The 17,714-nt window shown below is 69.1% G+C and carries 16 protein-coding genes and 1 pseudogene; 7 read left to right on the plus strand and 10 right to left on the minus strand.

The features are described 5' to 3' along the window. Positions 1–2: 2 nt before the first annotated feature. The 5 genes from RNB18_RS13445 to RNB18_RS13465 are packed head-to-tail and all read right to left on the minus strand — an operon-like array spanning position 3 to position 5,735. Positions 3–803 carry an ABC transporter permease gene (locus RNB18_RS13445; protein WP_266390439.1) on the minus strand — a complete coding sequence of 267 codons (801 nt, stop codon included), beginning with the start codon at positions 801–803 and terminating at the stop codon, positions 3–5. Continuing rightward, positions 804–1,733, minus strand: a complete 930-nt coding sequence (locus RNB18_RS13450) for an ABC transporter permease (protein ID WP_311714352.1) — start codon at positions 1,731–1,733, stop codon at positions 804–806. Next, positions 1,733–2,890 (minus strand): ABC transporter ATP-binding protein, encoded by a 1,158-nt coding sequence (locus tag RNB18_RS13455; protein ID WP_057616826.1) that lies wholly within the window; start codon positions 2,888–2,890, stop codon positions 1,733–1,735. The genes RNB18_RS13450 and RNB18_RS13455 overlap by 1 nt, the downstream gene beginning before the upstream one ends. A 5-nt stretch (positions 2,891–2,895) precedes the next feature. Continuing rightward, positions 2,896–4,143 (minus strand): ABC transporter substrate-binding protein, encoded by a 1,248-nt coding sequence (locus RNB18_RS13460; protein ID WP_311714353.1) that lies wholly within the window; start codon positions 4,141–4,143, stop codon positions 2,896–2,898. Positions 4,144–4,199: 56 nt separating this feature from the next. After that, a complete protein-coding gene (locus RNB18_RS13465) occupies positions 4,200–5,735 on the minus strand; it encodes a gamma-aminobutyraldehyde dehydrogenase (RefSeq protein ID WP_311714354.1) in 1,536 nt (511 codons plus the stop codon). A gap of 211 nt (positions 5,736–5,946) precedes the next feature. Here RNB18_RS13465 and RNB18_RS13470 point away from each other — a divergent pair, with 211 nt between their 5' ends. Beyond that, positions 5,947–6,516, plus strand: coding sequence for an NADAR family protein (locus RNB18_RS13470; protein ID WP_266527664.1), 570 nt, complete (start codon positions 5,947–5,949; stop codon positions 6,514–6,516). Positions 6,517–6,566: 50 nt separating this feature from the next. On the opposite strand, the gene RNB18_RS13475 is transcribed toward RNB18_RS13470, so the two are convergent. Next, positions 6,567–7,244, minus strand: a complete 678-nt coding sequence (locus RNB18_RS13475; RefSeq protein WP_311714355.1) for a DUF4190 domain-containing protein — start codon at positions 7,242–7,244, stop codon at positions 6,567–6,569. A 456-nt stretch (positions 7,245–7,700) separates the two neighbouring features. Here RNB18_RS13475 and RNB18_RS13480 point away from each other — a divergent pair, with 456 nt between their 5' ends. Both RNB18_RS13480 and RNB18_RS13485 read left to right on the plus strand, forming a co-directional pair. Then, the gene (locus RNB18_RS13480) at positions 7,701–8,819 is read left to right on the plus strand and encodes an adenosine deaminase (RefSeq protein WP_394817613.1); all 1,119 of its coding nucleotides are present in this window, start codon (positions 7,701–7,703) and stop codon (positions 8,817–8,819) included. A 26-nt stretch (positions 8,820–8,845) separates the two neighbouring features. Beyond that, on the plus strand, positions 8,846–9,577 hold the full coding sequence (locus RNB18_RS13485; RefSeq protein WP_311714357.1) for a glycerophosphodiester phosphodiesterase: 732 nt from the start codon (positions 8,846–8,848) through the stop codon (positions 9,575–9,577). On the opposite strand, the gene RNB18_RS13490 is transcribed toward RNB18_RS13485, so the two are convergent. After that, the gene (locus tag RNB18_RS13490) at positions 9,550–11,226 is read right to left on the minus strand and encodes an RNA polymerase sigma factor (RefSeq protein ID WP_311714358.1); all 1,677 of its coding nucleotides are present in this window, start codon (positions 11,224–11,226) and stop codon (positions 9,550–9,552) included. The two genes, RNB18_RS13485 and RNB18_RS13490, sit on opposite strands and share 28 nt — an antisense overlap. 222 nt (positions 11,227–11,448) lie before the next feature. On the opposite strand from RNB18_RS13490, the gene RNB18_RS13495 reads away from it, so the two are divergent. Then, complete coding sequence (locus tag RNB18_RS13495) at positions 11,449–12,582, plus strand: serine hydrolase domain-containing protein (protein WP_311714359.1); 1,134 nt, start codon at positions 11,449–11,451, stop codon at positions 12,580–12,582. On the opposite strand, the gene RNB18_RS13500 is transcribed toward RNB18_RS13495, so the two are convergent. Beyond that, positions 12,575–13,102, minus strand: coding sequence for a hypothetical protein (locus tag RNB18_RS13500; protein ID WP_311714360.1), 528 nt, complete (start codon positions 13,100–13,102; stop codon positions 12,575–12,577). The two genes, RNB18_RS13495 and RNB18_RS13500, sit on opposite strands and share 8 nt — an antisense overlap. Before the next feature lie 62 nt (positions 13,103–13,164). Beyond that, positions 13,165–13,590, minus strand: coding sequence for an SRPBCC family protein (locus tag RNB18_RS13505; protein ID WP_311714361.1), 426 nt, complete (start codon positions 13,588–13,590; stop codon positions 13,165–13,167). Between the two features lie 122 nt (positions 13,591–13,712). Between RNB18_RS13505 and RNB18_RS53670 the strand changes: the two are divergent. Next, a pseudogene (locus RNB18_RS53670) lies at positions 13,713–13,923 on the plus strand (DNA-binding response regulator); the annotation flags it as partial. 104 nt (positions 13,924–14,027) lie between these two features. On the opposite strand, the gene RNB18_RS13515 reads toward RNB18_RS53670, so the two are convergent. After that, the gene (locus RNB18_RS13515; protein WP_311714362.1) at positions 14,028–15,467 is read right to left on the minus strand and encodes a gamma-aminobutyraldehyde dehydrogenase; all 1,440 of its coding nucleotides are present in this window, start codon (positions 15,465–15,467) and stop codon (positions 14,028–14,030) included. A 168-nt stretch (positions 15,468–15,635) separates the two neighbouring features. Here RNB18_RS13515 and RNB18_RS13520 point away from each other — a divergent pair, with 168 nt between their 5' ends. Both RNB18_RS13520 and RNB18_RS13525 read left to right on the plus strand, forming a co-directional pair. Continuing rightward, positions 15,636–16,166: an Lrp/AsnC family transcriptional regulator gene (locus RNB18_RS13520; protein ID WP_311714758.1), complete on the plus strand. Its 531-nt coding sequence runs from the start codon at positions 15,636–15,638 to the stop codon at positions 16,164–16,166. Positions 16,167–16,185: 19 nt separating this feature from the next. Continuing rightward, positions 16,186–17,550, plus strand: a complete 1,365-nt coding sequence (locus tag RNB18_RS13525) for an aspartate aminotransferase family protein (protein ID WP_311714363.1) — start codon at positions 16,186–16,188, stop codon at positions 17,548–17,550. Positions 17,551–17,714 lie beyond the last annotated feature (164 nt).

Raw genomic sequence — 17,714 nt, forward strand, 5'->3', positions numbered from 1 at the left:
GCTTACGCCTTTTGCCTGTTACGACGATTCCCGACGACCATCGAGACCAGCACGAGCAGCACGGCGACGAGGAACATGGTCGTACCGATGACATTGATCTGAACGGGCGTTCCGCGCTGTGCCGAACCCCAGACGAACATGGGGAAGGTGACGGTCGAGCCCGCGTTGAAGTTGGTGATGATGAAATCGTCGAAGGAGAGCGCGAAGGCGAGCAGCGCGCCCGCGGCGATTCCAGGGGCCGCGATGGGGAGCGTGACGCGGAGGAAGGTCTGGAGCGGTCCCGCGTAGAGGTCCTGCGCCGCCTGCTCCAGCCTCGGGTCCATCGACATCACGCGCGCCTTGACCGCCGTCACGACGAAGCTGAGGCAGAACATGATGTGGGCGATGAGGATCGTCCAGAAGCCCAGTTGTGCGCCCATGTTGAGGAACAGGGTGAGCAGCGAGGCCGCCATGACGACCTCGGGCATCGCCATGGGCAGGAAGATCAGCGAGTTCACGGCGCCGCGGGCGCGGAAGCGGTAGCGGACCAGCGCGAAGGCGATCATCGTGCCGAGGACGGTCGCGCCGATCGTCGCCCAGAACGCGATCTGGAGGCTGATCGAGAGCGAGCCGCACATGTCGGCGACCCCGCAGGGGTCCTTCCAGGCGTCCAGGGAGAACTGCTGCCACTGGTAGTTGAAGCGCCCCTTCGGTTTGTTGAAGGAGAACACCGTGACGACGACGTTCGGCAGCAGCAGATATCCGAGCGTGATCAGTCCGGCGATGACGACGAGATGGCGCTTGAGCCAGTTGACGAAGGCCATTTAAACCAGATCCTCCGTGCCGGACCTACGGATGTAGAGCGTGACCATGAAGAGAATCGCGGCCATCAGGATGAAGGAGAGGGCCGCGGCCGTCGGATAGTCCAGAATCCTCAGGAACTGCGTCTGGATGACGTTTCCGACCATGCGGGTGTCCGTGGAGCCGAGCAGATCCGCGTTGACGTAGTCGCCGGCCGCCGGGATGAAGGTCAGCAGCGTTCCGGAGACCACGCCCGGCATCGACAGCGGGAAGGTGACCTTGCGGAAGGTGGTGATCGGCTTGGCGTACAGGTCGCCCGCCGCCTCGTGCAGCCGCCCGTCGATGCGTTCCAGTGAGGTGTAGAGCGGCAGGATCATGAACGGCAGGAAGTTGTACGTCAGTCCGCACACCACCGCGAGCGGTGTGGCGAGCACGCGGTCGCCGGCGGTCCAGCCCAGCCAGTTGGTGACGTCCAGGACGTGCAGCGTGTTGAGCGCGCTCACCACCGGGCCGCTGTCCGCGAGGATCGTCTTCCAGGCGAGGGTGCGGATCAGGAAGCTGGTGAAGAACGGCGCGATGACCAGGATCATGATCAGGTTCCGCCAGCGCCCCGCGCGGAACGCGATGAGATACGCGAGCGGATACCCCAGCACCAGGCAGAGGACCGTCGCGGCACCGGCGTACAGGATCGAGCGCAGGAACTGCGGCCAGTACTCGGACAGGGCGTCCCAGTAGGTCGCGAAGTGCCAGGTGACCTTGTAGCCCTCCTCCAGGGAGCCCGTCTGCACGGACGTGGAGGCTTGGTAGATCATCGGCAGCGCGAAGAAGACCAGCAGCCACAGGATGCCGGGCAGCAGCAGCCAGTACGGCGTGAAGCGGCCCCTCTTGCGCGGGGGCTTCTTCTCGGGCGCGGTCGGGGTCAGAGGCGGCGGTGCCTCGGTGAGCGTCGCCATCAGACCGTCGCCTCTTCCTGGATACCGGCGTCGATGTCCTGGTCCGCGTCCAGGCCGAAGGTGTGGGCCGGGTTCCAGTGCAGGACGACCTCGGCGCCGGGGACGAGCCGGTCGTCGCGGTCGATGTTCTGGGCGTAGACCTCGAACTCGGGGCAGACGGGGCTGTCGATGACGTACTGCGTGGAGACGCCGATGAAGGAGGAGTCGGCGATCGTCCCGGTGATCCGGTTGCGGCCCTCCGGGATCTCCCCGGCCTCGTCGGCGTGGGTGAGGGAGATCTTCTCCGGCCGGACGCCGACCAGCACCTTGCCGCCCGTGGTCGTGGGCCCGGCGTACCGCGCCTCGGGCAGCACCAGCTTCCCGCCGCCCGCCTTCAGCACGATCTCGCCGCCGCTCCTGGAGTCGACCTCGGCCTCGATGAGGTTGGAGGTGCCGAGGAAGTTGGCGACGAAGGTGGTGTTGGGGTTCTCGTACAGGTCGGTCGGCGAGCCGAGCTGCTCCACGCGGCCCGCGTTCATCACGGCGACCGTGTCGGCCATGGTCATGGCCTCCTCCTGGTCGTGCGTGACGTGCACGAAGGTGATGCCGACCTCGGTCTGGATGCGCTTGAGCTCCAGCTGCATCTGGCGGCGCAGCTTGAGGTCGAGGGCGCCGAGCGGCTCGTCAAGGAGCAGCACCTTGGGCGTGTTGATCAGCGCCCGCGCCACGGCGACCCGCTGCTGCTGGCCACCGGAGAGCTGGTGCGGCTTCTTGCGGGCCTGCTCCCCCAGCTGCACGAGTTCCAGCATGTCCTCGACCTGCTTCTTCACCGACTTGATGCCGCGTCGGCGCAGACCGAAGGCGACGTTCTCGAAGATGTCGAGGTGCGGGAAGAGGGCGTACGACTGGAAGACGGTGTTCACCGGACGCTTGTAGGGCGGCAGCCGGGTGACCTCCAGATCGCCGAGGTGCACGGTGCCCGTCGTGGGCTCCTCGAGACCGGCGATCATGCGCAGGGTGGTCGTCTTGCCGCAGCCGGAGGCGCCGAGCAGAGCGAAGAAGGAGCCCTGGGGGACGGTCAGGTCGAGCGGCTGTACGGCGGTGAAGCCGTTGTCGTACGTCTTGCTGATGCCGGAGAGACGGACGTCGCCGCTGCTGTCGGTGTTCTTGTTCGTCATGGTGGTCACGCCCCAGTCAGCTTCGCGAACTTCTCTTCAAAGGCCGTCTCTTCCTTCGAGCTCAGGGAGCGGAAGGCGTGGGACTTCGCGGCCATGGCCTTGTCGGGGATGATCAGCGGGTTGTTCGCCGCATCCGGGTCGAGCTTCTCCAGCTCGGGCTTCACACCGTCGACGGGGGTCACGTAGTTGATGTACGCGGCGAGTTCGGCGGCCGGCTTCGGCTCGTAGTAGAAGTCGATGAGCCGCTCGGCGTTCGTCTTGTGACGCGCCTTGTTGGGGATCAGCATGTTGTCGGTCGACGTCATGTAGCCGCTGTCCGGGATGATGAAGTCGATGTCCGGGCTGTCCGCCTTCAGCTGTACGACGTCACCGGCCCAGGCGATACAGGCCGCGAAGTCGCCGCTGGTCAGGTCGGAGGTGTAGTCGTTGCCGGTGAAGCGGCGGATCTGCCCCTTGTCGACGGCCTTCTGGAGCCGTGCGATGGCCGCGTCGTAGTCGTCGGCGGTGAAGTGCGCCGGGTCCTTGCCCATGTCGAGCAGGGTCATGCCGATGCTGTCGCGCATCTCCGACAGGAAGCCGACGCGCCCCTTGAGCTTGGCGTTGTCGAGCAGGTCGGAGACCGACTTCACCTCCTCGCCGTCGAGGGCCTTCTTGTTGTAGGCGATGACGGTCGAGATGCCCTGCCACACATAGCTGTAGGCCCGCCCGGGGTCCCAGTCCGGGTCACGGAACTGCGCGGACAGGTTGGCGTACGCGTGCGGGAGGTTGGAGGCGTCCAGTTTCTGGACCCACCCGAGGCGTATCAGCCGGGCCGCGAGCCAGTCCGTGAGGACGATGATGTCCCGCCCGGTGTCCTGACCGGCGGCCAACTGCGGCTTGATCTTCCCGAAGAACTCGACGTTGTCGTTGATGTCCTCGGTGTACTTCACCGAGATGCCGGTCCGCTTCTTGAACTGGTCGAGTGTGGGGTGGTGCTTCTCGCTCTCGTCCACGTCGATGTACTCGGTCCAGTTGGAGAAGTGGACGACCTTCTCCTTGGCCGAGTGGTCCTCCGCGGAGACACCGCCCTTGGTGTTGCCGGCCGCGGGGATGCCGCAGGCGCTCAGTGCCCCGAGGCCGCCGACCGTGAGCGCGCCGCCCGCGGAGGCACGCAACAGGGACCGCCGGGTCATGGCGGCCCGGCCGCTTCGGAAGCTGCGCCGCATGGCGGCCACTTGGGCCGGGGACAGGCGGTCGGGCTCGTACTGCTCCATGCGCTGGTGCCCTTTCGGGAAAGTGGGCGGCCGCGGGTCGGGCGGCCTGAGTTCGGCTATCGGTCCCCGAAGATCGTGCGGTGCCAGTCCTTCGCCGCCACCGCCGTGTTGTCGAACATGACGTGCTTGATCTGGGTGTACTCCTCGAACGAGTACGAGGACATGTCCTTGCCGAAGCCGGACGCCTTGTACCCGCCGTGGGGCATCTCGCTGATGATCGGGATGTGGTCGTTGACCCACACGCATCCGGCCTTGATCTCACGGGTGGCCCGGTTCGCCCGGTAGACGTCCCGGCTCCAGGCGGAGGCGGCAAGCCCGTAGGGGGTGTCGTTGGCGAGTCGGATGCCGTCGTCATCAGTGTCGAACGGCAGGACCACGAGGACGGGTCCGAAGATCTCGGACTGGACGATCTCGCTGTCCTGGGCGGCGTCGGCGACGAGCGTGGGCCTGTAGTACGCCCCCTTGGCGAGCTCCCCCTCGGGCACCTCGCCACCGGTCACCACGCGCGCGTAGGCACGCGCACGGTCGACGAACCCGGCGACCCGGTCCCGCTGGACGTGCGAGATGAGCGGCCCGAGATCGGTGCCGGCGGCGAAGGGGTCCCCGAGCCGGACGGTCTCCATGAGCGCGGCGGTCTTCTCGACGAAGGCGTCGTACAGCGGCCGCTGCACGTACGCGCGTGTGGCGGCCGTACAGTCCTGCCCGGTGTTGATGAGCGCGCCCGCGACGGCACCGTTGACGGCGGCTTCCAGGTCGGCGTCGTCGAAGACGACGAAGGGAGCCTTGCCGCCGAGCTCCAGGTGCAGCCGCTTGACGGTGGCGGTGGCGATCTCGGCCACGCGCTTGCCCACGGCCGTCGACCCGGTGAACGAGGTCATGGCCACGTCGGGATGTCCGACCAGACGCTCTCCGGCCTCCTTCCCGGTCCCGGTGACGATGTTGACGACACCGTCGGGAATGCCCGCCCGGGTGGCCGCCTGGGCGAAGAGCAGCGAGGTGAGCGGGGTGATCTCGGCGGGCTTGAGCACGATCGTGTTGCCCGCGGCGATCGCCGGAAGGATCTTCCAGGCGGCCATCTGAAGGGGGTAGTTCCAGGGGGCGATGGCCCCCACGACACCGATGGGCTCGCGCCTGACGTACGACGTGTGGTCACCGGAGTACTCACCGGCGGACTGCCCCTGCAGATGCCGGGCGGCACCCGCGAAGAAGGCGGTGTTGTCGATCGTGCCCGGGACGTCGAACTCCCGGGTCAGCTTCAGCGGCTTCCCGCACTGGAGCGACTCCGCCCGGGCGAAGTCCTCGGCGCACTCGGCGAGCTCGGCGGCGAACCGGTGCAGGGCGTCGGACCGCTCACCGGGAGTGAGGGCCGCCCAGCCCGGGAAGGCCGCGCGAGACGCGGCGACGGCGGCGTCCACATCTTCGACGCCCGCCAGTTCGTAGGTGAAGACCTCTTCCCCACTCGCGGGATCCACGACCGCGTGCGTACGACCGGAGGTCCCCTTGGTGAGGCGCCCTCCGATGAACTGCGCGCCTTCGGCGAACCGCTCCTGGGCCGCGAACCGGTCCGGGGTGGCACTGCCCGGCTTGTGCATGTCGCTCTCCTCCGCCGTCATCCCGCGGCTTCCGCGGGTGGGTGGCGTAGCTCCAGCTCGATTTGAGTGCCGATCCTGACAGAGCAATGACACTCCTACAAGTGATTCCGTTGTTGCCTTTCGGTTACGCGACGGAATCTGTCGACCAGGTGTCGAGTCGTCCTCGAAAAGAAAGGACGGAGTGTCAGTGGCAGCTGCCAGACTCGGGTGCATGGGGAAGATCACGGGGACGATCGATTCGCAGGATGCCCTGGTCAAGCAGGTCCGGGCCGGAGCGAAGATCAAGTATCTGCACTTCTGGGGACACCGCCCGCGACCGGACGGCCGAGTCGGCGCGAGCTGTCTGAGCCAGTGGTGGCCGTCACCGTTCGTGGTGGACGGAGTGACCTATGCGACCGCCGAGCACTGGATGATGGCGGGCAAGGCGCGCCTTTTCGAAGATCAGGAGGCCGAGCGCCGAGTCCTGGCGGCCGGATCTCCGGCTCAGGCCAAGAACGTGGGCCGCCTGGTCCGCCGTTTCGACGAGCAGACCTGGCTCCGCGAGCGCTTCGGGATCGTCGTCGAGGGCAGCGTCCACAAGTTCGCGGCGCACGCAGACCTTCGGGAGTTCCTCCTGAACACCGGCGACCGGGTTCTGGTGGAGGCCAGCCCGATGGACCGGGTGTGGGGGATCGGCCTGGCGGCGGACGACGAGGCGGCGGGCGACCCGGAGCGCTGGCGAGGCCCGAACCTCCTGGGCTTCGCGCTGATGGAAGCGAGACACCGCCTCAGGAACGCCTGAAGGGGACCACCGAATCCCGGCGATCCCCCCTGTTGCTTCCGAGACGCTCGCTACGCCACCGAGGCGGAGGCCGCCACGACGGCGAGGGAGCCGTCGTAGTAGTCGGAGTCGTCATCCGAGTTGATGGCGGCGGTGATGCCGATGGCGAGCAGCACGATCACGGCGACACCGAGGATCGTCCCGATGATCCCCATGATGAATCCGGCCTGTGCCTGCCCGTGGTTGGTGGCCTCACCCCGCTCGGCCCGCTTGCGTCCCTTGATCCCGAAGACGATGGCGAGGACCCCGAGCACCAGCGAGAGGATGCCGTACATGCAGAACAGCGCGCAGGACAGGATGCCCAGCACCATCGCCGCGACACCCATACCGTTCTGCGGGGGCATCGGCGGGGCGGGCCAACCGCCGTACCCCTGCGGGTAGTTGGGGTAGCCGTAGCCGACGGGGGCGCCGGGACCCTCCGGCCCGATGGGCGGGGGCGGCACGGAGGCGGGCCCGCCGGGTATGCCGGGTCCGGGCCCGTAGCCGGGAGTGGGGGCGGGTCCTGCGGCTCCGGGAGGCGGAAAGCCGTAGCCGTCGTTCGGCATGGACGTCACGGTGGGCTGATCATGCACGGGCGGCGACGGCGGCTGACCGGCACCGGGCGACGGGCTCTTCTCCAGCGAAGGCCCACTCTCCGGCGGCGCCCACGGGTCCCGACTGTCCCCGTTCGACTGCGTTCCGTCCGTCATGCTCACGTCCCCCTAGGTCGTTCGTGCGGCCATGTTACGGCAGGCAGTGCCGGGTCTTGATGGTGAGGCGACTGCCGCGTGAGCGGGCTTGGGCGCCGGGTTTTTGCGCGTCTGCCGGCCCGGTGGGGGCTGGTCGCGCAGTCACCCGCGCCACGACGGACCGGTCGCCGCGTACGGCGCGAAGGGGACGGGGTGGGTGGTGTCCGCCCGCAGCGGCCGGCGTCCGGCACCGAGCCCTGCTCAAGGGACCGAGCCGCCGGACCGAGGACGGACACCCCCCACCCCGGCCCCGACCCCCAACACACCCGCACGCGCTACACCCGCCCCCACCGGGGCCGCAGCTGCGCCGCAGGCGTTCAGGGGCGCGGGGAACTGCGCACAACGCCCGCCCCCACCGGCCCGCAGCCACCCGACAACCCACGCTCCGCCCAACCGCCGGAGGCACCCCCGCCTAACATGTTCCGCATCGATCAGCCGATCACCGCGCCCGCCGCACACCCCACCGTGCCAGGCGCCCAGCAAGGGGAGGCCCCCATGACGACGACCGACCACCTGCACGCCTTCATCGCCGACCTGCCCAAGGCCGAACTCCATGTGCACCACGTCGGATCGGCTTCCCCGCGCATCGTCTCCGAACTGGCCGCCCGCCACCCCGACTCCAAGGTCCCCACGGACCCCGAGGCGCTGGTCGACTACTTCACCTTCACGGACTTCGCCCACTTCATCGACGTGTACCTGAGCGTCGTGGACCTGATCCGCACCCCCGAGGACGTACGGCTCCTCACCTATGAGGTCGCCCGGGAACTCGCCCGCCAGCAGGTCCGCTACGCCGAGCTCACGATCACCCCGTTCTCCTCGACCCGCCGCGGCATCGACGAGCGCGCGTTCATGGAGGCCATAGAGGACGCCCGCAAGGCGGCGGAGTCCGAGTTCGGCACGGTACTGCGCTGGTGCTTCGACATCCCCGGCGAGGCCGGCCTGGAGGCGGCCGAGGAGACGACCCGCCTCGCCACCGACGACCGCCTCCGCCCGGAGGGCCTCGTGAGCTTCGGTCTCGGCGGTCCCGAGATCGGCGTACCCCGCCCCCAGTTCAAGCCGTACTTCGACCGCGCGATCGCCGCGGGCCTCCACTCGGTCCCGCACGCCGGCGAGACCACCGGCCCGGAGACGGTGTGGGACGCCCTCACCCATCTCCGCGCCGAACGCATCGGCCACGGCACGAGCTCCTTCCAGGACCCGGCGCTCCTCACCCACCTCGCGGACCACCGCATCCCGCTGGAGGTGTGCCCCACCTCCAACATCGCGACCCGAGCCGTCCGCACCCTCGACGAGCACCCGATCAAGGAGTTCGTGAAGGCGGGCATCGTCGTCACGATCAACTCCGACGACCCCCCGATGTTCGGCACCGACCTGAACAGCGAGTACGCGGTGGCGGCACGGCTCCTGAACCTCGACGAGCAGGGCCTTGCCGCACTCGCGAAGAACGCGGTGGACGTGTCGTTCCTCGACGAGCCCGGCAAGGCGAGGATCAAGGACGAGATCGACAGCTACACCGCCACCTGGCTCGCACCCTGAGCGAACGCCCCCACCACAATGGGCACATGCAGAAGCTGACGGCCGTGGCACACCGCGGCGACCCCTACCACGTCCGTGAGAACACGATCGACTCCCTGCGTGCCGCGCTCGACCGGGGCGCGGACGCGGTGGAGATCGACGTACGGCTCACCAGGGACGGCGTACCGGTGCTGCTCCACGACGAGACGCTGAAGCGACTGTGGGAGCACGACCGTCCCCTTCTCGCCCTGTCGGCCGACGAGGTACGAGGGCTGACGGACGGCAGGGTGCCGACGCTCGCGGAGGCCCTCCGGGCCACCGACGGCCACCGCCTGATGCTCGACCTGCCCGGCACGAGGGAGGTACGGGTCGCCCGCCGCGTCGTCGACGTGGTCCGCGAGTGCGGAGCCCAGGACCGCGTCTACTACTGCGCCGACGCCACCGCCATGCTCGCCGTACGCGCGGCCGACCCGTCCGCGGAGATCGCGCTCACCTGGACGACACTCGCGCCCCCGCGTCCCACCCTCCTGGACGCGGTGCGGCCCCGCTGGCTCAACTACCGTTTCGGCCTGATCGACCGCGGCCTCGCCGACCGCATCCACACCGACGGCTACCTGATCTCCGTCTGGACCCCCGACACCCGCCGCTCGATGCGCCGCCTGGCCGCCGCGGGCGTCGACTCGATCACGACGAACCGGGTGGACGTGCTCTGCGCACTGAGAGCACAGGCGAACGGGAGTTGGACGGAGACCTACGGGGCCGACACCCGGGACTTCTGAGCGACGGTCGCCGCGTCGGCAGGAGTCGAGCGGGTGACGTACTGCGGCACGGGGGTGTCGTCCTCGCCGGTGTCGCGGACCAGGCCGTAGCGCTTGACGCCCTGGTCGGGGCCGGTGGTGATGTCCTTCTCCGCCGCGTCCCAGCTGGACGGGAAGACGCTGAGACCGTAGTCGGCGCCGCGTTCGTTGACCGTGAGGGTGACGCTGCCGTCGAGGTAGAAGTACTCGTTCTGCCACATCTGCTGGGCGCCGGCGGGCAGGACGGTGTAGCCGACGGTGGAGTTCCCCATGCCGGTGGCGGTGCTGTCGGTGGCGCTGACGGGATCGTCCATACGGCGGCCGCCGCCCGAGGCGACGTGGAAGAGCTCGCCCCTCAGGCCGGTCCAGGACGGCATGACCAGGCCGCCGGCCCGGTATTGCGGCGAGATCTGCCAGCGGACGAGGACATAGCCCTTGCCGGTGAGCGTGACGCTGTCCCCGCGGTGGTTCATGACGGCGTGCGCGCCGCCGGTGCTGGTGACGCCGGTCTCGGGCCGGTGCGGCAGGGCGGCGGGCGGGGTGTCGGGGTCCGGGGCGCGGTCGACGGCGTCGACGACGCTGCCGTAGAGGAGGGTCTTCGTGGGTGTCGCCGACGGGGAAGGGGACGGCGACGGGGAGACCGACGGGGTGTGAACCACGGGCGGCGGCCGATGCGTGCTCGCCGCCGTGGGCGAGACCGCCACCCTCGGCGGTGGGACGTCCGGCGTCTGTGTGACGACGTACGCCCCGCCCGCGACGATCGTCGCCCCCGCGGTGGCCGCGACGACGGGCTGGGTGAGGGCACTCATCACCTTGGCGGACCAGCTGACGGACGCGACCGTGGCGGTGGCCGCCGCGGCCGTCTTGCCGCCGAGGGCCAGCGAGAGGGTGAATCCGACCGGGACCGGCACCAGCGCGATCCCGACGAGCAGCCGCTCCGGCGGTACGACGGACTCGCGGGTGTCTCCGCAGTAGCCGCAGCCGCGGATGTGCCGGGCCAGCCGCTTGCGCCAGACCGAGTCGGGGCGGCCGTTCCAGCGGGCGGCCAGTTCGCGCAGGTCGGGGCAGGCCCCGTCGAGGGCGCGGACGATGCCCCGGGAGGTCTCCAGGCGCTCCTTCATCCGCTGGACGCGTACCGCGGCGTGCTGCCTGCTGATACCGACGGCGGCGGCCAGTTCCCGTCGGGTGAGCTCGCCGGCGACCTCCAGCCACCACAGCGAGAGCAGTTGCCGGTCCTCGTCGTCGAGCCAGCGCACCGCCTCCGCAACCTCGCGCCGCTGCCCTTCCAACTGGAGCCGCAGGACGGTGAGTTCGGCGAAGTCGGCGGCTCCGCCCGTGGCCGACTCGTCCAGCGGGGCGGGGGTCCTGCGGCGGGCCCGGTCCCGTATCTGCCGCATGGCGATGGCGACCAGCCAGGACCGGAAGCTGTCCGGGTCGCGCAGGCTGCCGAGGTTGTCGACGGCCCGCAGCATGGTCTCCTGGACGACGTCGTCGACATCGGCGTGGCCGTTCAGGGCTCGGCCGACGATGTTGTACACCAGCGGCAGCCAGCCTTCGACGAGCTCGTCCAGCGCCCGCCGGTCGCCGTCCTGCGCCGCCGCGATGGTGTCGCGCCACTGCCGCGTGTCCACGTCGTCCTCTCCGGCCGGTGCCCCTTCGTGCGTGGAGACGGAGTGAAGGGCTCCGCGATAACGCTTTTTCGCCCCCTAGGGGGCCTCCCCCACAACTCCCCTAAATGCAGCGGGAGTTGCTCAGGGTTCCACCAGGGGCCGGGCCCTCCTCACCGACGATCCCGTCACCTCGACAGCACCGCAGGATGATCACACACATCCCACACCCCCAGGAGCCGACTCGTGCGTGACCTTCGTCGCAGAAGCATCCTCGCCGGCGCTTTAGCCGTGCCCCTGACCGCCGGCCTGCCGACCTCGTCGGCGACCGCGCACAGCGCCTGCGCACCGGACGGCAAGGCGCTGCGTGCGGCCCTCGCGGGGCTCCCCGACGCGGACGCCACCGCGGCCCTGGTCCGGGTCGGCGGTACCGGCGGGGGCTGGCGCGGCAGCTCGGGCGTGCACGACCTGGAGAGCGGGCGGCCCGCCGATCCGGACGCGCGGTTCCGGGCCGGTTCGACGACGAAGGTGGTCACGGCGGCGGCCGTACTGCGCCTGGTGGCCGAGCGGCGGATCGACCTGAACACGCCGGTCCAGCACTATTTGCCCGGCCTCCTGGGCGCGCGGTTCCGGCCGGTCACCGTACGGCACCTGCTCAACCACACCAGCGGCATCCCGGCGGGCGACGGTCTCGGCACCACCTTCGAGGAGGTGTACGCCCACCGCTTCGACACGCTCACCCCTCAGCGGGTCGCCGCGTCCGCGGGCGCGAAGGAGCCGGAGTTCTGCCCCGGGAGGCAGCAGCACTACCTCAACATCAACTACACGTTCCTCGGCCTGCTGATCGAGAGGGTGACCGGGCGGTCGTACGCCGCCGAGGCCGCCCGGCTGGTGCTGGCGCCGGCCGGGATGCGGGACACGTACTTCCCGGGCACCGACCCGCGCATCCTCGGCCCGCACAACCGGGGCTACCAGGCGGTGCGGAGGGCCGAGGGGACGACGGAGTTCGTGGACGTCACGGAGTGGAACCAGGCGGACCGGTTCGCGGCCGGGGACATGATCTCCACGACCGCGGACCTGGAGCGGCTGCTCACGGACCTCTTCCGGGGCCGGATCGTCGAGCGGCCGCAGCTGAAGGAGGTGTTCTCGGTCCCGTCGGGCATCACCGGCGCGAGTTACAGCGCGGGCGGCCTCCAGCGCTTCGAGTCCGACGGGAAGGTCTACTGGGTCAAGTCCGGGGGCCGGTACGGCTACAACTCGGCGATCGCCGCCACCCGCGACCTGAGCCGCACCCTCGTCTACTCGGTCAACTCCACCGACGCGAAGAGCGAGGACGCGAACCCCGTCGTCGTCCGGATCATCACGGCCGCGCTCAAGTAGTGAGCGCAGCGGAGGTGTTGGGCGTGGGGTGGTGCGGAGTGAGTGCCTCCAGCCGCTTGATCCTCCTCCGTACGACGTACAGCGGGAGCACCCCGAACACCCCGAACGCCATGTCGATCACGGTCCACCAGAACGGGATCCCCCGGATCGGTCCGCAGATCAGGGCGAGCGGGACGATCCCGGCGCAGGCGATCATGCCGAACTCGACGACCCAGATGTTGCGGACCGGGTCGCGGTAGGGGCCGTAGAAGGCGACCGCGATGACCAGGTGGGCGAACGCCAGCCAGTCCGTGCCGTAGAGGAGGAAGGGGTAGTCGGAGTCGGCGGTGTCGAGGCCGCGCCGGACGCGAGTGATCCAGTCCGTCAGGGCGTCCGGCGCGGGAAGGTGCCGCAGCACGTCCTCGGTCCAGCGCAGTTCGTGGACCAGCGGGAAGGCGGTGGCACCGCTGAGCACCAGGCAGACGACGAAGAAGACCAGCCATGCGCGGATGCCCCTGAGTTGGGCGGCTCTGTCGCTCACGGCAGCAGCGTACGCCTGGAATTGAACATGTTCAAAACATGAGAAGTGCGGGAGGATCGAGGTCAGGACGCCGCTGCCGTCTCTGCCAGCTTCTGGAACTCGCCCAGGTCGTAGTTGGCGAGCGTCGAGTCCAGGTTGGTCAGCGCGCCGAGGTGCTCGATGAACCCCTTGGGGTCGTACTCGATCTGCAGCGTCACCCGGCTCGTGGTGTCACCGAGCCGGTGGAAGGTGACCACGCCCGCGTGGTGAACCCCCTCCACCGTGTGCCAGGCGATGCGGTCCTCGGCAATGACCTCGGTGAGCTCGGCGACGAAGTTCTTGTCGGCGCCGGGCAGTTGCAGCTGCCAGGCGAAGCGGCGCTCGTCCAGCCGCTCCACCAGGCGTACGTGGCTCAGAAAGGTCGGCCACCGGGTCACATCGCTCCACAGGGCCCATGCGACAGCGACGGGAGCCTCGATATCGACCGTTTCCACGAGGGACGCGGACACGCGGTACCTCTCCTTCCGATCGGCCGGGGGCTTGCTCGACGGTTGCGGTGCGAAGCGGATACCCCCGCCGGGGCGGCACACACGGTCCGGGTTGTACCGCGGTCCCTGTCTGGCTGCCGACCGCCTACGAAGGGCTGCGGGCAGGAGCCAGCGGCTTCCTGCTCAAGGACGCCCGTCCGGAGGACCCGTCGCCGGCGTCCACGCGGTCGCCCCCGGCGACGCGGTCGTGGCCCCCCGCCCGACGCCACCGCCCCCGGCGACCCCCGGCTCCGGATCCTCAGCGACCGCGAACGCGAGATCCTCGTCGCCATCGGACACGGCTGGACGAATGGCCGCGATCACGGCGTACGACACCGGGCTGGTCAGGGCCAAGCCGTAGCCCGGCGCGGGCCGCGCACGACAGACCGACCGCCCCCGCACCCCCGCGGCCGAAGAGACTACGCGTCCAACGACGTCATGACGTGCTTGATCCGCGTGTAGTCGTCGAAGCCGTAGCCCGAGAGGTCCTTGCCGTAGCCGGACTTCTTGAAGCCGCCATGGGGCATCTCGGCGACCAGCGGAATGTGCGTGTTGATCCACACACACCCGAAGTCCAGCTTCTTGGACATCCGCATCGCGCGGCCGTGGTCCTTGGTCCACACCGAGGAGGCGAGCGCGTACTCGACCCCGTTGGCCCACGACACGGCCTGCTCCTCGTCCGTGAAGGACTGGACCGTGATGACCGGCCCGAAGACCTCCTTCTGGATGATCTCGTCGTCCTGCTTCAGCCCGGACACGACGGTCGGCGCGTAGAAGTACCCCTTCTCGCCGACCTGGTGACCGCCGGACTCGACCTTGGCGTGCGCGGGCAGCCGCTCGATGAACCCGGAGACCTGCTTGAGCTGGTTGGGGTTGTTGAGCGGCCCGTACAGCACGTCCTCGTCGTCCGGCTGTCCGGTCTTCGTGTCGGCGGCGGCCTTCGCCAGCGCCGCGACGAACTCGTCGTGGATCGAGGACTGCACCAGGACGCGTGTGGCCGCCGTACAGTCCTGCCCGGCGTTGAAGAAGCCCGCCACCGAGATGTCCTCGACGGCCTTCGGGATGTCGGTGTCCTCGAAGACGACGACCGGGGCCTTGCCGCCCAGCTCCAGGTGCACCCGCTTCAGGTCCCTGGACGCGGACTCGGCGACGGACATGCCCGCCCGCACCGATCCCGTGATGGACGCCATCGCCGGCGTCGGGTGCTCGACCATCAGGCGCCCGGTGTCCCGGTCACCGGTGATGACGTTGAAGACACCCTTCGGCAGGATCGACCCGATGATCTCCGCGATCAGCACGGTCGACGCAGGCGTCGTGTCCGACGGCTTCAGCACCACGGTGTTGCCCGCCGCGATCGCCGGCGCGAACTTCCATACGGCCATCATCATCGGGTAGTTCCACGGCGCCACCTGCGCGCAGACCCCGACCGGCTCGCGCCGCACGATGGAGGTCAGGCCCTCCATGTACTCACCGGCCGACCGCCCCTCCAGCATCCGCGCCGCTCCGGCGAAGAAGCGGATCTGGTCGACCATCGGCGGGATCTCCTCGGACCGCGTGAGCCCGATCGGCTTGCCGGTGTTCTCCACCTCGGCCGCGATGAGCTCCTCGGCCCGCTCCTCGAACGCGTCCGCGATCTTCAGGAGGGCCTTCTGCCGCTCCGCGGGGGTGACGTCACGCCAGCCCGGGAAGGCGGCGGCAGCGGCGGCCATCGCCGCGTCCACGTCCGCCTGCCCGGACAGCGGCGCGGTCGCGTACGCCTCACCGGTCGCGGGGTTGACCACCTCGGTGGTGCGCCCGTCGGCGGCGTCCCGGAACTCACCGTCGATGTAGTTGCGCAGACGACGCAGCTCGGTGCTCACTGCCGGCCTCCTGGGGATTGAAACTGTCCACTCACTGAGACACCCACCCTAATCGCCAGGCCCACGTTTTCAACACCCCCGATCGCGCCAAGGCTGCGAAATCCGCAGGTCTCACTCACGTAAACAACGAATTTCATCGCCCCGACCTTGCGGAAGCGACGAGACCTCGTGCACAGTGACGTCGTGGCCAGTCGAAGCGCAGACCCCAGGGACTCCCGCGAGTCCAGGAGCGAGTCCAGGAACGGCGCCGGCCCGAACCTGGACGCCGTCTCCCTCGCCATCATCGAGCAGCTCCAGGAGGACGGCCGCCGTCCGTACGCCGCGATCGGCAAGGCCGTCGGCCTGTCGGAGGCGGCCGTGCGCCAGCGCGTCCAGAAGCTGCTCGACCAGGGCGTGATGCAGATCGTCGCCGTCACGGACCCGCTCACCGTGGGCTTCCGGCGCCAGGCGATGGTCGGCATTCATGTCGAGGGCGACGTGGAGTCCGTGGCCGACGCGCTGAGCGCCATGTCCGAATGCGAGTACGTGGTGATGACCGCCGGCTCCTTCGACCTGATAGTGGAGATCGTCTGCGAGGACGACGACCACCTCCTCGAGGTCATCAACCGCCGCATCCGGGCCGTCCCCGGAGTGCGCTCCACCGAGAGCTTCGTCTATCTGAAGCTCAAGAAGCAGACCTACATGTGGGGAACCCGATAACCGTGAGGACCCGATAACCGTGAGCTCCAAGGACCTCAGCCGCACCGCGTACGACCACCTGTGGATGCACTTCACCCGCATGTCCTCGTACGAGAACTCCCCGGTCCCGACCATCGTCCGGGGCGAGGGCACCTACATCTACGACGACAAGGGCAAGCGCTACCTCGACGGTCTCGCGGGCCTGTTCGTGGTCCAGGCCGGTCACGGCCGCACGGAACTCGCCGAGGCCGCCTTCAAGCAGGCGCAGGACCTGGCGTTCTTCCCGGTGTGGTCCTACGCCCACCCGAAGGCCGTCGAACTCGCGGAGCGCCTCGCGCAGCACGCGCCCGGCGATCTGAACAAGGTCTTCTTCACCACCGGCGGCGGCGAGGCGGTCGAGACCGCCTGGAAGCTCGCCAAGCAGTACTTCAAGCTCACCGGCAAGCCCACGAAGTACAAGGTCATATCCCGCGCGGTCGCCTACCACGGCACCCCGCAGGGCGCCCTGTCGATCACCGGCCTGCCGGCTCTGAAGGCCCCCTTCGAGCCGCTGGTCCCGGGCGCCCACAAGGTCCCGAACACCAACATCTACCGCGCCCCGCTCTTCGGCGACGACCCCGAGGCCTTCGGCCGCTGGGCCGCCGACCAGATCGAGCAGCAGATCCTCTTCGAGGGCCCGGACACGGTCGCCGCGGTCTTCCTGGAGCCCGTGCAGAACGCGGGCGGCTGCTTCCCGCCCCCGCCGGGCTACTTCCAGCGCGTCCGCGAGATCTGCGACCAGTACGACGTACTGCTCGTCTCCGACGAGGTCATCTGCGCCTTCGGCCGCCTCGGCACCATGTTCGCCTGCGACAAGTTCGACTACGTCCCGGACATGATCACCTGCGCCAAGGGCATGACCTCGGGCTACTCCCCGATCGGCGCCTGCATCATCTCCGACCGCCTCGCCGAGCCGTTCTACAAGGAGGACAACGTCTTCCTGCACGGCTACACCTTCGGCGGCCACCCCGTGTCGGCCGCGGTGGGTCTGGCGAACCTCGACCTGTTCGAGCGCGAGAACCTCAACCAGCACGTCCTCGACAACGAGGGCGCCTTCCGCGCCACCCTGGAGAAGCTCCACGACCTGCCGATCGTCGGCGACGTCCGCGGCAACGGCTTCTTCTACGGCATCGAGCTGGTCAAGGACAAGGCGACGAAGGAGTCCTTCAACGACGAGGAGACCGAGCGCGTCCTGTACGGCTTCCTCTCCAAGGCTCTGTACGACAACGGCCTGTACTGCCGTGCCGACGACCGCGGCGACCCGGTCGTCCAGCTCGCCCCGCCGCTGATCTCCGACCAGGGCACCTTCGACGAGATCGAGCAGATCCTGCGCGCGACCCTCACCGAGGCCTGGACGAAGCTCTAGCCCCCGGCGATTCAGCGACCCGTACGGCCCGGCGTGCACCCGTCCGAGTGACAGGCGTGCACCCCGGGCCGTGTGCTGTACGGCGTCCAGCCCCCGCCTCCTTAGCGTGCCTGGTGACCGATCGGCCCTGCTTTCGTTCCCCCGCTCGGGGGTTGCAAGGCACA

It is taken from the genome of Streptomyces doebereineriae (genome assembly GCF_031845645.1).
Classification (GTDB): Bacteria; Actinomycetota; Actinomycetes; order Streptomycetales; family Streptomycetaceae; genus Streptomyces; species Streptomyces canus.